Annotated in this window: 15 protein-coding genes; 6 read left to right on the top strand and 9 right to left on the bottom strand. The window is 67.9% G+C overall.

Going from position 1 to position 15,182, the window contains the following annotated elements; translation table 11 throughout:
- Positions 1-533: serine hydrolase (locus A9X05_RS09780; RefSeq protein WP_156736602.1), on the top strand; the 533-nt coding region annotated here is incomplete at its 5' end.
- A 429-nt stretch (positions 534-962) separates the two neighbouring features.
- Here A9X05_RS09780 and A9X05_RS09775 read toward each other — a convergent pair.
- From A9X05_RS09775 to A9X05_RS09765, 3 genes are all read right to left on the bottom strand, one after another.
- Positions 963-1,763 carry an Fpg/Nei family DNA glycosylase gene (locus tag A9X05_RS09775; protein WP_067749505.1) on the bottom strand — a complete coding sequence of 267 codons (801 nt, stop codon included), beginning with the start codon at positions 1,761-1,763 and terminating at the stop codon, positions 963-965.
- A 3-nt stretch (positions 1,764-1,766) separates the two neighbouring features.
- Positions 1,767-2,246, bottom strand: coding sequence for a ribose-5-phosphate isomerase (locus tag A9X05_RS09770; protein ID WP_067749531.1), 480 nt, complete (start codon positions 2,244-2,246; stop codon positions 1,767-1,769).
- Positions 2,247-2,349: 103 nt separating this feature from the next.
- Positions 2,350-2,973 (bottom strand): Rv2466c family mycothiol-dependent reductase, encoded by a 624-nt coding sequence (locus A9X05_RS09765; protein WP_067749503.1) that lies wholly within the window; start codon positions 2,971-2,973, stop codon positions 2,350-2,352.
- A 105-nt stretch (positions 2,974-3,078) separates the two neighbouring features.
- Here A9X05_RS09765 and pepN point away from each other — a divergent pair, with 105 nt between their 5' ends.
- On the top strand, positions 3,079-5,655 hold the full coding sequence (gene pepN, locus A9X05_RS09760) for an aminopeptidase N (protein ID WP_067749502.1): 2,577 nt from the start codon (positions 3,079-3,081) through the stop codon (positions 5,653-5,655).
- Positions 5,656-5,819: 164 nt separating this feature from the next.
- Here pepN and A9X05_RS09755 read toward each other — a convergent pair whose 3' ends face one another.
- The 3 genes from A9X05_RS09755 to A9X05_RS09745 all read right to left on the bottom strand — a co-directional run bounded on the left by A9X05_RS09755 (position 5,820) and on the right by A9X05_RS09745 (position 7,213).
- Positions 5,820-6,287, bottom strand: a complete 468-nt coding sequence (locus A9X05_RS09755; protein ID WP_067749500.1) for a DUF5130 domain-containing protein — start codon at positions 6,285-6,287, stop codon at positions 5,820-5,822.
- Complete coding sequence (locus A9X05_RS09750; protein WP_067780943.1) at positions 6,274-6,501, bottom strand: hypothetical protein; 228 nt, start codon at positions 6,499-6,501, stop codon at positions 6,274-6,276. Before A9X05_RS09750 ends, A9X05_RS09755 begins: the two co-directional genes overlap by 14 nt.
- 64 nt (positions 6,502-6,565) lie before the next feature.
- Positions 6,566-7,213, bottom strand: a complete 648-nt coding sequence (locus A9X05_RS09745) for an HNH endonuclease (RefSeq protein WP_067749494.1) — start codon at positions 7,211-7,213, stop codon at positions 6,566-6,568.
- A gap of 142 nt (positions 7,214-7,355) precedes the next feature.
- Between A9X05_RS09745 and A9X05_RS09740 the strand changes: the two genes are divergently transcribed.
- The 4 genes from A9X05_RS09740 (at position 7,356) to A9X05_RS09725 (ending at position 11,188) form a co-directional block, all read left to right on the top strand.
- Complete coding sequence (locus tag A9X05_RS09740; protein WP_067749526.1) at positions 7,356-7,751, top strand: globin; 396 nt, start codon at positions 7,356-7,358, stop codon at positions 7,749-7,751.
- Positions 7,751-9,343 (top strand): glycoside hydrolase family 13 protein, encoded by a 1,593-nt coding sequence (locus tag A9X05_RS09735; RefSeq protein ID WP_197498991.1) that lies wholly within the window; start codon positions 7,751-7,753, stop codon positions 9,341-9,343. The genes A9X05_RS09740 and A9X05_RS09735 overlap by 1 nt, the downstream gene beginning before the upstream one ends.
- Before the next feature lie 128 nt (positions 9,344-9,471).
- Complete coding sequence (locus A9X05_RS09730; RefSeq protein WP_067749524.1) at positions 9,472-10,083, top strand: DUF5134 domain-containing protein; 612 nt, start codon at positions 9,472-9,474, stop codon at positions 10,081-10,083.
- 91 nt (positions 10,084-10,174) lie between these two features.
- Complete coding sequence (locus A9X05_RS09725) at positions 10,175-11,188, top strand: pyridine nucleotide-disulfide oxidoreductase (protein WP_067749522.1); 1,014 nt, start codon at positions 10,175-10,177, stop codon at positions 11,186-11,188.
- Between the two features lie 64 nt (positions 11,189-11,252).
- Here the strand turns inward: A9X05_RS09725 and A9X05_RS09720 are convergent, their stop codons facing one another.
- From A9X05_RS09720 to A9X05_RS09710, 3 genes are all read right to left on the bottom strand, one after another.
- Positions 11,253-11,927, bottom strand: coding sequence for a hypothetical protein (locus A9X05_RS09720; RefSeq protein ID WP_067749492.1), 675 nt, complete (start codon positions 11,925-11,927; stop codon positions 11,253-11,255).
- The gene (locus A9X05_RS09715) at positions 11,915-12,328 is read right to left on the bottom strand and encodes a thioesterase family protein (protein WP_067749490.1); all 414 of its coding nucleotides are present in this window, start codon (positions 12,326-12,328) and stop codon (positions 11,915-11,917) included. The genes A9X05_RS09720 and A9X05_RS09715 overlap by 13 nt, the downstream gene beginning before the upstream one ends.
- Positions 12,325-15,182: NAD-glutamate dehydrogenase domain-containing protein (locus A9X05_RS09710; protein WP_197498990.1), on the bottom strand; the 2,858-nt coding region annotated here is incomplete at its 5' end. The genes A9X05_RS09715 and A9X05_RS09710, both read right to left, overlap by 4 nt.

Below are 15,182 nucleotides of genomic sequence, written 5' to 3'. Positions count from 1 at the left end.
ACGCCCGCGACCTGCTGGCCGATGCGCAGGCGCCCGGCTACCCGACGAGCCTCACCGAGCACCCCAAGGCCGCCCTGTCGATCTCGATGGGTTTCGCCCCCGACGACGAGCTCGGCTCCCACGACCTGCGGCTGTGGCGCGAACTCGAGTTTCCCGGTACCAACGGGCAAGTCTCGGCCCTGGGCTTGGCGACGTTCTACAACGTGCTGGCGCAGGAGAAGGTGCTCAGCCGTGAGCACATGGACCTGGTGCGGGAATGTCAGGGCGGGCTGGACACCGATCTGGTGCTGGGGCCGCGGGTGGCCGACCACGGGTGGGGGCTGGGATACATGCTCAATCAACGGTGCGTCAACGGGCCCAACCCCCGGATCTTCGGCCACGGCGGGCTGGGCGGCTCCTTCGGTTTCGTCGATCTGGAACACCGGATCGGCTACGCGTACGTGATGAACCGCTTCGACGCCACCAAGGCCAACGCCGACCCGCGCAGCCTCGCCTTAAGCAACGAGGTCTACGCGGCGCTCGGGGTCGTCTAACGCTTGTGAAAACGCGCCCCGCCGGTTCGGCAGGGCGCGTTCGTCGTTGCGCGGATCAGGGGTGCCAGCCGGGCGGCCCGGGCGGCCCGGGTGGGCCCCATGGCCCAGGAGGCGGTGGCGGACCCGGATGTCCCCACCCCGGAGGTCCCGGTGGCCCCCCGCGCCAGTCGTGGCAGCTGTTCCAGTCCCAGTTGTTGCCCCAGCCCGGATCCCAAAACTCACCCGGGCACCACTGCGGGAAGGGTCCGGGATGCGCTGCCGCTTCAGTAGCGACGCCCAAGCCCGCCAGCCCCAACCCGCCAATCGCGATAGCCGTTGCGGCCAAACGAGGAATTGTTTTCATAACCTAACCAATACCCCGGTGGCCGCCACCCCTAAACAGTGAACGCGAACGTTTCTTGGTGCGAAATTCCCGCCGTTGCGGCCGCGTCACTTCTGGCAGGTCGGGCACCAGAACACGTTGCGGCCTTCCAAGACGGCCGTGCGGATCGAATCCCCGCAGACGCGGCAGGCCTCGCCGGCGCGGCGGTACACGTATGTCCTGGGCCGCCCGGCCCGATACGACGGCGGCCCGTGGTCGTGCTCGGGCCGCACGACCACGATCTTCCCGCGGCGTAAGCCGACCTTCATCAGCGCGACCAGATCGGTCCATGCCGCGTCGAACTCCCCTTCGCCGACGTCTCGGCCGGGGCGGAACGGATCGATGTGGTGGCGGTAGAGCAGCTCGTTTCGGTAGACGTTGCCCACGCCCGCGACGATGGTCTGATCCATCAACAACGCGCCGATAGGCCTGCGGGACTTCGTAATTCGATTCCAAGCCCAGGACGGGTCGGCGTCGTTGCGCAACGGATCGGGGCCGAGCTTGGCGAGGACGTCGGACACCTGGCCCTCGTCGATCACCTCGCAGACGGTCGGTCCGCGCAAGTCGGTGCCGTAGTCCGCGCCGACCATGCGCATCCGCACCTGCCCGACCGGTTCCGGGAGGACCCTCCCCTCGCGTGGCCATTCGGTGAAGGCGCCGTAAAGGCCGAGATGGACGTGCACGATCGGCCCGCCGTCGTAGTGGTGGAAGAGGTGTTTGCCCCAGACACTGGTGCGGCGCAGCACGCGGCCGTCCACCACGGCCGAGTCGACGAAACGGCCCTGCGGGCTCGACACCGCCACGGGAGCGCCACCGAATCGGCGCTGGTGCAGCCGGGCCAGCCGGTGCAGGGTATGCCCTTCGGGCATGTCTTACGCCGGCGCGCCGGGCACGGGCGGCGCCTGGTGGGTGCGCTCGTATTCGGCGAGAATGTCGATACGCCGTTGGTGGCGTTCGGCTTTCGACCATTGCGCGCTCAGGAAGGCGTCCACGATGGCCAACGCCTCCTCGACGGTGTGCATGCGCCCGCCGATGCCGATCAACTGGGCGTTGTTGTGTTCGCGGGCCAGCGTCGCCGTCTCGACGCTCCACGCCAGCGCGCAGCGAGCCCCGGGCACCTTGTTGGCCGCGATCTGTTCGCCGTTGCCCGACCCGCCCAGCACGATGCCCAGGCTGTCCGGGTCGGCCACCGTGCGGGTCGCCGCGGCGATGCAGAACGCCGGGTAGTCGTCCTCGGCGTCATAGGTGAAGGCGCCGCAATCGATCGGCTCGTGCCCGGCCCCTTGGAGGTGGGCGATGATGTGCTGCTTGAGCTCGAATCCGGCGTGGTCAGAGCCGAGGTAGACGCGCATGCCCGCCATCCTTACACAGCCGGGCGCGGCGGGTCGCCGCCATCCAGTCAGCGGCGATCGCAAGCGCGACGAAGCCGGGCGCGGCGGGTCGCCGCCCGACGACCTAGTCGAATTCGGGCTTCTCGGTGCGGGTCCGCTTGAGTTCGAAGAAGTGCGGGTAGGACGCGAAGGTCACCGACGCGTCCCACAGCTTGCCGGCCTCCTCGCCGCGCGGGATCTTCGAGAGCACCGGGCCGAAGAACGCGACACCGTTGACGTGAATGGTCGGCGTGCCGACGTCGTCACCGACCGCGTCCATGCCGGCGTGGTGGCTCTTGCGCAGGGCGTCGTCGTAGGCGTCGCTGGTGGCGGCCTCGGCGAGTTCCGCCGGCAGGCCGGCGTCGGCCAGCGACAGCTTGATGACCTCTTCGAGGTTCTTGTTGTCCTCGTTGTGAATCCGGGTGCCCATCGCCGTGTACAGCGGGTCCAGGACTCCGGCCCCGTGGGCCTGCTCGGCGGCGATCGCCACCCGCACCGGACCCCAGGCGTGCTTCATCATCTCGCGGTACTTGTCAGGCAGCCCTTCGCGGTTCTCGTTGAGAATCGCGAGGCTCATGACGTGGAAGTGCACGTCGATGTCGCGAACCTTCTCCACCTCGAGGATCCAGCGCGACGTGATCCAGCACCACGGGCACAGCGGATCGAACCAGAAATCGGCTTGGTCTTTCCCGGCAGCGTTGTCAGGCATAGCGCAATCCTCTCGTCGGTCAACACACCGTCCAGCACAACCGTAGGCGCCCCGCCCCTGTTCCCGCAGTGCCCGAGATGAGGCCGGGGGACGTAAGTTGGACGCGTGGCCCTTCCTAATCTGACTCGGGACCAGGCCGTCGAGCGCGCCGCCCTGATCACCGTCGACAGCTACCGGATCGACCTTGACGTGACCGACGGCAACGGCGCACCCGGCGACCGCACGTTCCGATCCATTACCACGGTGGTGTTCGACGCGCTGCCCGGCGCCGACACCTATATCGACCTCGCGGCCGAGACGGTGCGCGCCGCCACTCTCAACGGCCACGAGCTCGACGTGTCGGGATACGACGAATCGACGGGCATCCCGTTGCTCGGCCTGCAGAAGCGCAATGTCCTGGAGGTCGACGCGGACTGCCGCTACTCCAATACCGGCGAGGGCCTGCACCGCTTCGTCGACCCGGTCGACGACGAAATGTACCTGTACTCGCAGTTCGAGACCGCCGATGCCAAGCGGATGTTCGCGTGCTTCGACCAGCCCGACCTGAAGGCCACGTTCGAACTGCGGGTGACCGCGCCCTCACACTGGAAGGTGATCTCCAACGGCGCGACGGTGTCTGTGGAGGACGGCACGCACACCTTCGCCACCACCCCGCGGATGAGCACCTACCTGGTGGCCTTGATCGCCGGCCCGTACGCCGAATGGAACGACACCTACACCGACGAACACGGGGAGATCCCGCTGGGCATCTTCTGCCGGGAGTCCCTGGCGCGCCACATGGACGCCGAGCGGCTCTTTACCCAGACCAAACAGGGATTTAGCTTCTACCACAAGAACTTTGGGCTACCGTACGCGTTCGGCAAATACGACCAGCTCTTCGTTCCCGAATTCAACGCCGGCGCAATGGAAAACGCGGGCGCGGTGACCTTCCTGGAGGACTACGTCTTTCGCAGCAAGGTCACCCGGGCCTCCTACGAGCGGCGCGCCGAGACGGTGCTGCACGAGATGGCGCACATGTGGTTCGGGGACCTGGTCACCATGACCTGGTGGGACGACCTGTGGCTCAACGAGTCGTTCGCGACGTTCGCGTCGGTGCTCTGCCAGGCGGAGGCCACCGAATTCACCGAGGCCTGGACGACTTTCGCGACCGTCGAGAAGTCGTGGGCGTATCGCCAGGACCAGTTGCCGTCGACGCATCCGATCGCCGCCGACATCCCCGACCTGGCCGCGGTCGAGGTGAACTTCGACGGCATCACCTATGCCAAGGGCGCCTCCGTGCTCAAGCAGCTCGTCGCCTACGTCGGGCTGGAGCATTTCCTGGCGGGGTTGCGCGACTATTTCCGTAGCCACGCGTTCGGCAACGCGACCTTCGACGACCTGGTCGCCGCGCTCGAGAAGGCGTCGGGCCGCGACCTGTCCGACTGGGGCCAGCAGTGGTTGAAGACGACCGGCCTGAACACGCTGCGGCCGGATTTCGACGTCGACGCCGACGGCAGGTTCTCCCGGTTCGCGGTGACCCAGAGTGGCGCCGCCCCGGGGGCCGGCGAGACGCGGGTGCACCGGCTGGCGATCGGGATCTACGACGACGACGGGGCCGGCAAGCTGGTGCGCGTGCGGCGGGAAGAGCTCGACGTCGAAGATGCCGTCACGGAAGTGCCTGCGCTGGTTGGCGTTTCACGCGGTCAGCTGGTCCTGGTCAACGATGACGATCTGACGTATTGCTCGCTGCGGCTGGACGGCGAGTCGCTGCAGACCGCGCTGGCGCGGATCGCCGACATCGCCGAGCCGCTGCCGCGTTCGCTGGTGTGGTCGGCGGCGTGGGAGATGACGCGAGAGGCCGAACTGCGCGCCCGCGACTTCGTGGCCCTGGTTTCGGGTGGCGTGCACGCCGAAACCGAGGTGGGGGTGGCGCAGCGGCTGCTGCTGCAGGCCCAGACGGCGCTGGCCTCCTACGCCGAGCCGGCCTGGGCACACGAACACGGGTGGCCGCAGTTCGCCGACCGGCTGCTGGAGCTGGCCCGCGCCGCCGAGCCCGGCTCGGATCATCAGCTCGCGTTCGTCAACACCCTGTGCTCGTCGGTGCTGTCGACCCGGCACGTCGTGACGCTGGCAGACCTGCTCGACCACGACCCGGCGGATCTCGGATTGGCCGGCCTCGAGATCGACACCGACCTGCGGTGGCGCATCGTCACCGCGCTCGCCAGCGCCGGCGAGATCGACGCCGACGGGCCCGCGACGCCCTTCATCGACGCGGAGGTGCAGCGCGACCCCACCGCTGCCGGCAAGCGCCACGGCGCCCAGGCGGCGACGGCGCGACCGCAACCTGAGGTCAAGGAGCAGGCCTGGACGACGGTGATCGAGGACGACACCCTGGCCAACATCACGGCCCGCGCCATCATCGCGGGCTTCGCCCCATCGGGTCAGCAGGATCTGCTCGCACCGTTCACGGATCGCTACTTCGCGGCGATCCCGGGCGTGTGGGCGCGGCGGTCCAGCGAAGTCGCGCAAACGGTGGTGATCGGCCTGTACCCGCACTGGAACATCAGCGAGGCCGGCATCGCGGCCGCCGACAAGTTCCTGTCCGACCCGGAGGTGCCGCCCGCGTTGCGGCGGCTGGTCCTCGAAGGCCAGGCCGGTGTGAAGCGGGCCCTGCGGGCGCGCACGTTCGACGCGGCCGACTAGACCGGATGGTGGCGACCCGCCACGCCCGGCTACGCCGCGCTCGCGATCGCCACTAGACCAAACGGTGGCGACCCGCCACGCCCGGCTACGCCGCGCTCGCGATCGCCACTAGACCAAACGGTGGCGACCCGCCACGCCCGGCTACGCCGCGCTCGCGATCGCCACTAGGCCGGAGAGATCCCCGCGCTCATGACGCGGATCGCGCTGACCAGGCCGTCGACCAGGTCACCGCGCTGGAACGCCGAGGTCGCGGCGGCGACCCCCAGCGGCGCCGACGACTCGGCGCCGCGGCCGCGGACCTGCGAGCCGTAGACGACCTCGATGACCTTCTGGTCGGGCGAGACCGCCAGCAGCACGGCGTCGTCCGGCGTGGGCACCTTGGCCAGGATCTCGCGCGCGCGGGCGGCGGTGTCGTTGCCCAGGTCGCCGAGGTAGATGGCGAACCGAGCCTTCGACGCCCGCGAGCCGAACTTAAGGGCGTCATCGATGGCGACGAGGTCCTTGGTCGGGAAGGGGAAATGAACCGACAGCTCGCCCGGCTCGGTCACCCCGGAAAGGCGCCCGCTGGTGGTGATCACCCAGCCGTTGGGCAGCTCGTCGGGCTCGATCGTCGCTAACTCACCACGTGCCACTGGCGCCACCTCCGACTGCGAATTCATGTCCGCCGTGCCCGCCGTGAGCGTGGCCGACGTCTTCGTCCGTGGCCGCCCACAAAATCGGCGGGTGGGTCCACTTCTCCCCCAGCTTGTAGGTCGCCGGGTGCGGTCCCTTGCGAGACCAGATCAGCAGCGCCAGGACGACCACCAGCAGCAACGGTATCCCGATGAAGTACAGGTGAATCTGCAAAAGGCTCACGACGAAAACCGTATCTCACGCGGTGATTCGTCGGCACACTCGGACACGAGATTAGTCAGGCCGCGCCTTCGCCGAGGTAACGCGCCCAGGCCGGATCGAGCTCCTTGACCGTCGAGAGCAGCCGCCAGTGCTGCCCCGTCGGCGGCAGCGGCGTACGGCGCAGCACCCAGCCGAGTTCGGTCAGTAGCTTGTCGCCCTTGCGGTGGTTGCACGTCGAGCAGCACGCGACGCAGTTCTCCCAGGAGTGGTCGCCGCCGCGGCTGCGGGGCACCACGTGATCGACCGTGTCGGCCTTGGCCCCGCAGTAGGCGCAGGAGAACCGGTCGCGGTGCATCAGCGCGGCGCGGGTCATCGGGACCCGGGCGCGGTAGGGGACGCGCACATAGGACCGCAGCTGGATCACCGAGGGCACCAGGATCGAGCTGGTGGCCGAGTGGATCACCGGCCCCGCCGGGTCGTGGTGGACCACGTCGGCCTTGCCGCAGATCACCATCACGATGGCCCGGCGCATCGGCAGGGCGGTCAGCGGCTCGTAGGTGGAATTCAGCAGCAGCACGCGCCGGCGGCTCCACACGGATGCGGTGTCTTGGCGGGTGGGGGGATGGCTATCGACGCTATGCAGGCACGACGCGGATGGGGGCCCGGTTAACCCTGCCGCGGCACCGGAACTGCGGTGGCTGCGGCGTCTTTTGCCCTGCGCCATAGATCCTCCGCCGATAGTCCACCATGATTCGCCGCCAATCGCACCCCTATTGCAGGTGAACGGCATGTCGCGCGGGTGAACACCGGGCACACCGTCGGCCCGGCGCGGCCCGGCGCCACCGCAATGGACCACAATGGAGACGATGGATTCCGAGCCCCAGTCCTTCTATGACGCCGTCGGCGGTGCCCCCACGTTCAACGCGATCGTGTCCCGGTTCTACGCCCAGGTCGCCGAGGACGAGATCCTGCGCCAGATCTACCCCGAAGACGACCTGGCGGGCGCCGAGGAGCGGCTGCGGATGTTCCTCGAGCAGTACTGGGGCGGTCCCCGCACCTACTCCGACCAGCGGGGCCATCCCCGGTTGCGCATGCGCCACGTCCCGTTCCGGATCACTCCCATCGAGCGCGACGCCTGGCTGCGCTGCATGCACATCGCCGTCGGCTCGATCGACTCGGAGACCCTCGACGACGAGCACCGGCGCCAGTTGCTCGATTACCTTGAAATGGCTGCCCACTCGCTGGTCAACGCGGCGTTGTGATGTCGGCCCACGACAATGAGCGGGGTGGAATGAGCGCCAAGCCGTGGTGGTCAGACGCGGTGTTCTATCAGGTGTATCCGCGGTCGTTCGCCGACAGTGACGGCGACGGCGTCGGCGACCTGGACGGTCTGACGGCTCGGCTGGAACACCTGGAACGGCTCGGCGTCGACGCGATCTGGCTCAACCCTGTCACCGTGTCGCCGATGGCCGACCATGGCTACGACGTCGCGGATCCGCGCGACATCGACCCGTTGTTCGGCGGGATGGCGGCGTTCGAGCGGCTGGTGGCGGCGGCACACGAGCGGGGCATCAAGATCACCATGGACGTGGTGCCCAACCACAGCAGTTCGGCGCATCCGTGGTTTCAGGCTGCGCTGGCTGCCGGTCCGGGCACCGACGCCCGTGACCGCTACTTTTTTCGCGACGGGCGCGGCTCCGACGGCGAACTGCCGCCGAACAACTGGACGTCGGTGTTCGGCGGGCCGGCCTGGACGCGGGTGATCGAACCGGACGGCAATCCGGGCCAGTGGTACCTGCACCTGTTCGACGCCGAGCAGCCGGACCTGAACTGGGAACACCCGGACATCTTCGACGACTTCGAGAAGACGCTGCGGTTCTGGCTGGAACGCGGCGTCGACGGATTCCGCATCGACGTCGCGCACGGAATGGCCAAGCCGGCCGACCTGCCCGACGCGCGGGGCGACATCAAGGTCCTGCACCACAGCGATGACGACCCGCGCTTCAACCACCCGAGCGTGCACGAAATCCACCGCGGGATCCGATCGATCGTCGATGACTACCCGGGGGCGGTGACCATCGGCGAGGTCTGGGTCATGGACAACGTCCGGTGGGCCGAATACCTGCGACCGGACGAGCTTCATCTCGGCTTCAACTTCCGGCTGACCAAGATCGACTTCGACGCGACCCAAATCCATGACGCCATCCAGAACTCGTTGGCGGCCACCGCGATCGAGAACGCCACACCGACGTGGACGCTGTCCAACCACGACGTCGGCCGCGAGGTCACCCGGTACGGCGACGGTGAGCTCGGGTTGCGCCGGGCGCGCGCCATGGCGATGGTGATGCTGGCGCTGCCGGGCGCGGTGTTCGTCTACAACGGCGAGGAGCTGGGGCTCCCCGACGTGACGCTGCCCGACGAAGTGCTCCAAGACCCGACGTGGGAACGCTCCGGGCACACCGAGCGCGGCCGCGACAAGTGCCGGGTCCCGATCCCGTGGTCGGGCGACGCGCCGCCATTCGGCTTCTCCTCGTCGCCAGCCACCTGGTTGCCGATGCCCAGGGAGTGGGCGGCGCTGACCGTCGAAAAGCAGACCGCCGACCCGAAATCGACCTTCTCGTTCTTCCAGCACATCATCAAATCGCGCAAGGAGCGCACCGAATTCGACGGCGACGGGCTCGAGTGGCTGGACGCACCGCGTGATGCGCTGATCTTCCGCCGCGGCGGCGGTGCGGTGTGCGCGGTGAACGCCGGCCGCCGACCCATCCCACTGCCACCGGGAGAACTCATCGTGACCAGCGCACCGCTGGTCGACGGCAAACTCCCGCCCGACACCGCGGCCTGGCTGGCCTGAGCGACCAAAGGCGCGGCGGAGCAGTAGCTTTCGCATAACGTTCCGGGGTGTCGCTTGCAAGGGGCATACCCGGTGGGGGTACTGTCGTGCCATGGCCGAGATCGAGCCCACCGGTGAAAGGCGCGTCGGTGGATAACACGTTGCGGTGGGTGGTGACGGCGCTCTTCGCCGTCAGCTTTGTTGCGTATGCGTATTTCCTTGTCGCCCAACGCCGATGCTGGACGGGCGTCGTCAGCCAGCTGCTACACCTCGCGATGTCGGCCGCGATGATCCTGATGACCTGGGGCGTGGGAATGACCCTTCCGACCTTCGCGGCGGCGATGTGCTTTCTGCTCGGCGGTGCCTGGTTCGTCGGCGTCGCCGGTCACGCGCCGTGGGCCGTCGATGGCCGGCTGACGAACTACTACTACGCCGTGATGATGGTGGCGATGGCCTGGATGTACGGGGCGATGAACGGCAGCCTGCCGGGAGGGCCCGCGCACTCGGGCGGCGCGGCGATGGACATGTCCGCACAGTCGGGCGCGCCCGCGATGCGGCACGAAACCCCCGATTGGGTCGGCGCGGTGAACTGGACCGCGGCACTGGGGTTCGCCGGCGTGGCGATTTACTGGGCGTATCGCTGGATGGCCCGGCGCTGGACGGACCTGATGCCGCGCGCCGTTCGACTAACCCACGCGCAAATCGTGACTCAGACCGTCACCGCCGCAGGCACGGCGCTGATGTTCGCCGACATCGTGTGAGCGGGCCGGTCGACCGGTTCGGCCAAGTTCCGGCGCAGCGCTTGGCTCGTCGCTGCTCTATACCTAGTACATGGCGACCTACTCGTGGACAGTGATCGGAGCCGGACCCGCGGGAATCGCGGCGGTGGGGCGGCTGCTCGATCAGAGCGTGCCGCCTGACAAGATCGCCTGGCTCGATCCTGCCTTCGCCGCGGGTGACCTGGGCGGCAAGTGGCGGTCGGTGTCCAGCAACACCATTGCCGGAACCTTCCTGAGTTTCTTGAACGGCTCTGCGGCCTTTCGGTTTTCGGAGGCCCCGCCTTCCCCGCTGGCCGAAGTCGACCCGGAGGAGACTTGCGCCCTGGCCCTGGTCGCCGACCCGTTGGTGTGGGTCACCGGGCACCTGCGCGAACGGGTGCACGTGTTCGAGACGGTGGCCACCAGCCTGTCGCTGCAACGGCGGCAGTGGCGGATCCAGACGCAGGATTCGGAAGTAAGGTCGGACAACGTGATCCTCGCGATCGGCGCGGAACCGAAGAGTCTCGACTACCCCATCGACGCGATTCCGGTCGAGGTCGCCCTCGACGCCGACAGGCTCGCCGAGGTGCCACTCGAAGGCGCGACGGTTGGCGTCTTCGGCTCGTCGCACTCGTCGATGATCGCGCTGCCGCACCTGCTGCGGCTTCCGGTCGGCAGGGTGATCAATTTTTACCGCAGTCCGCTCAAATACGCTGTCTATCTTGATGATTGGATACTGTTCGATGACACCGGCCTCAAGGGCCGAGCCGCCGTCTGGGCCCGGGAGAACATCGACGGGGAGTACCCGGAACGGTTGGAAAGGTGCTGGGTTGCCGGCCCGGACTTCGACGAGAAGCTCGCCGAGTGCGACCGCGTCGTCTACACCGTCGGCTTCGAGCAGCGAAAGCTGCCCGAGACGCCCCAGTGGGGACCGCTGCAGTACAACCGGATGAACGGAATCCTCGCCCCCGGCCTGTTCGGGCTGGGCATCGCGTTCCCCGAGTACGCCGAAGACCCGTACGGCTATGGGCAATACCGCGTCGGCCTCAAGAAGTTCATGGATTACCTCGACGCGGCTCTGCCGTTGTGGATGGTCTACGGCACCTGATCCGCCGCCCGACGACCGCATTTAACTCAACATGATTTCCGACCGACACCGGTCGTCTCAGGCGTCAGCTCAATAAGAGAGCCGGGTCGCCGCGGCGCCGGTACACCGAGCCAAACCGGGCGTCGAGGCGCAACCAGGTCGGCAGGATCCGAACGCGGATCATCTCGTCGGCGCCGACGGCGTCGGCCGACTGCGGCAGGAAACCCATTGCGGTCAAGGCGAACACACACCGCATCGGCAGTCCCACACTGCCGCCCGGCGAGCTCACCTGGACGACTTCCTGGTCGAGCAGCGACACCGGCGGACCGTGCGAACTGCCATGCTCCTTGGCGAGTTGCGCCCCGCGCTGCGCGAGGTCGAGCATCACCCGGGCGGGTATGTCGTCGAGGTGCGTGAAGCCGGAGTCCGGCGGCAGCGCCCCGCGCCACGCGGAATCCATCGCGAAGCCGGGGTCGACGTAGCCCGAGTCGTCCATCGCAGACAGGCCGCGCGCCAGCGCGTCCGCACCCACGGACAGATCCTCGGGCCGCACTTCGCCGCCCACCACCCGGCTGGCCAGGACGTCGAAACCCGTTGCCACCCAGGCAGTCAGCAGGCCCGCCGATCGAGCGCGCAGGCGAATGACCGCGGCGTCGTCGAGGCGCAGCGCGTAGTCGACGAACGCGGCCAGATCCCTGCGCTGGGCGGCCCGGTCGGCTGGCCCCAACCAAAGCCCGCGGTCAACTACTACCGAATCCACCGTTGCAGATACTCCCGATGGTGTGGGGAGAGCCGCACCAGCCGCTCCTCCTCGATGTGAACGGCGGCCAGCTGCGACTCGGCGATGACGGCGGGTTTGGACTCAGGATCGGCGCTGACCGAGCGCACCTCGTAGCCCAGCGTGAAGTCCACCGCCCGCAACCGCTTGGTCCACATCGTCACCTGCAGCGGCGAATCGACCAGCCGCAGTTGACCTTTGTAGGTCACCTTGACCTCAGCGATCAGCAACCCGATGGTCAAGATATCGACCTCGAACGCTTCGCGCAGAAACTGGACCCGGGCCTCCTCCAGAATCGTGACCATGGTGGCGTGGTTGACGTGCTGGTACATGTCGATGTCCGACCAGCGCACCGGTACGGGGGCTACGAAGCCGACGGTCAACTGGAGGATCCTCTCCCGCTGGTGCGGGTCATGCGCCGGATCTGGCGCGCGGCCACCGAGAGTGTCGCAAGATCCTTCTCCCCGCTTTCTTGGATTTCGATGAGGGTGCGGCGGGCCCGCTCCACCCTTGACGCCGACAGATGTTCCCACTCGGCGATCTTCTCCTCGCCGCTCTCGTCGGGCTCGCCCACGGCGAGCACGTCGAAGCACAACGACCGTAGTGACGCGTAGATGTCATCGCGAATCGCCAAGCGCGCCAACGAATGCCACCGGTCGTTGCGGGGTAGCTCGGAGACCGCCGTCAGCAGGCCGTCGGTGCCCAGCCGGTCCATCAGGGCGAAGTAGGTGTCCGCGACCTCGGCGGCGTCGATGTCGTTGATGTCGGCGATGTCGATGATGTCGAGCAGGCTGAAGCGGTACAGGCCCGCGGCGATCATGTACGCCAGATCCTCGGGCGCACCCTGCGACGAGAACTCGGCGGCCTCCTTCTCGACGATCGCCTTGTCGTCGCCGCGCAGCCACTCCGACATCCGGGGCGTGAGGTCTTTGACCTTCGCGGCGAACCGGTTGATCTCGGCGCCGACGGCCAGCGGCTGCGGACGGTAGTTGAGCAGCCAGCGGCCGGCGCGGTCGATCAGCCGTCGGGTGTCCAGCGTGAGCCGGTCCGACATGGCGACCGGCAGGTTCGCGGCGCGGATCCGCCGCCAGATCTCGCCCACGCCGAAGATGGCGTCGGTGGCTACGTAGGTGCGCACCGCGTCGACCGGCCCCACGCCGACGTCCTCGACGATCCGAAACGCGTAGCTGATGCCTGCGGTGTCGACCAGGTCGTTGATCAGCATGGTGGTGACGATCTCGCGGCGCAGCTGGTGGGTGCGGATCTCCGGGGTGAACCGTTCCCGCAACGGCGTCGGGAAGTATTGGGGCAACCGGGACGCGAACACGTCCTGCTCGGTCAGCTCGGTGTTCAGCATCTCCTCTTTGAGCCCGAGTTTGACGTGCGCCATCAGCGTGCACAGCTCGGGCGAGGTGAGCCCGATGCCGGCCTCGCACCGGCGGTCGATCTCCTTCTCCGATGGCAGCGCTTCGAGTTCCCGGTTGAGCCCTCGCTCGTCGACCAGGTACTGAATCTGCCTGCCGTGCACCGGCAGCAGGCTTGCCGCGTTGGCGCGGCTGGTGCCGATCAGGTCGTTTTGATCCTCGTTGTCGGTGAGCACCAGCTGCGCGACCTCGTCGGTCATCGACTCCAGCAGCTCTTTGCGCTCGGCGGGATCGACGCGGCCTGCCGTCACCAGCGAGTCGATCAGGATTTTGATGTTGACCTCGTGGTCCGAGCAGTCCACCCCGGCGGAGTTGTCCATGGCGTCGGTGTTGATCCGCCCGCCCGACAGATCGAATTCGACGCGGCCAAGGGCGGTCACCCCCAGGTTCCCGCCTTCCCCGATCACCTTGGCGCGCACCTGGCTCGCGTTGACCCGCACGGGATCGTTGGCGCGGTCGCCGACGTCGGCGTCGGACTCCGACTCGGCCTTGATGTAGGTGCCGATGCCCCCGTTGAACAGCAGGTCGACCGGCGCCTGCAGGATCGCCTTGATCAGGTTCGGCGGCGTCATTTCGGTGACCTCGCCGTCGATGCCCAGCGCGTCGCGCACCTGCGAGCTGACCGGGATGGATTTGTGCTCGCGGCTGTACACCCCGCCGCCCTCACTGATCAGCGACTTGTCGTAGTCGTCCCAGCTGGATCGCGGCAGGTCGAACATCCGCCGGCGCTCCTCCCACGAGGCCGCGGGGTCGGGGTCGGGGTCGAGAAAGACGTGCCGGTGATCGAAGGCCGCGATCAGCCTGATGTGTCTGGACAGCAGCATGCCGTTGCCGAACACGTCGCCGCTCATGTCGCCCACGCCCACCACCGTGAAGTCCTCGGACTGGGTGTCGACGCCCATCTCCCGGAAGTGTCGCTTGACGGCCTCCCACGCGCCTTTGGCCGTGATGCCCATGGCCTTGTGGTCATAGCCCACCGATCCGCCGGATGCGAACGCATCACCCAACCAGAATCCGTAGGACTTCGCGACGTCGTTGGCGATGTCGGAGAAGGTGGCGGTGCCCTTGTCCGCGGCCACCACCAGGTAAGCGTCGTCGCCGTCGCGCCGGATCACCCCGGGCGGCGGGCTGACCTTCTTCGTTTTGTGGTCGACGTTGTCGGTGACGTCGAGGAGCCCGGAGATGAACAGCTGATAGCAGGCGACACCCTCGGCACGGATGGCCTCGCGGTCCTCCGCCTGGTCGCCGGTCGCCAGCGGCGGCCTTTTGACGACGAAGCCGCCCTTGGCCCCGACCGGCACGATGACGGCGTTCTTCACCGCCTGCGCCTTGACCAGGCCGAGGATCTCGGTGCGGAAATCGTCGCGGCGGTCCGACCAGCGCAGCCCGCCGCGCGCCACCGGCCCGAACCGCAGGTGCACGCCCTCGACGCGGGGCGAGTAGACGAAGATCTCGTACTTGGGCCGCGGCAGCGGCAGTTCGTCGATCAGCTGGGCATCGAGCTTGAGGGCCAGCACATTTCGGGCGCGGGCCGAACCCTCCCGGGTCACGAAGTAATTGGTGCGCAACGTCGCCTGCACCAGCGACGCGAACGCCCGCAGGATGCGATCGGTGTCCAGGCTCATCAGCGCGTCGATGTCGGCGGCGACCGCGGCAGCCGCCGCTTGGGCGTCGCGATTCCTCGACGAGCCCGACGGGCGGGGATCGAAGAGCGCCTCGAACAGGGCGACCAGTGAACGCGCCGTGGAGGGGTGCTCGTTGAGCACCGACTCGATGTAGGACTGACTGTAGGGAAAGCCCGCCTGCCGTAGGT

The sequence above is a fragment of the Mycobacterium sp. E3298 genome (assembly GCF_001666895.1).
In the GTDB taxonomy this organism is placed as follows: domain Bacteria; phylum Actinomycetota; class Actinomycetes; order Mycobacteriales; family Mycobacteriaceae; genus Mycobacterium.
The sequence above is the reverse complement of the archived record's forward strand: the minus strand, read 5'-3'. Positions and strand labels throughout refer to the sequence as shown.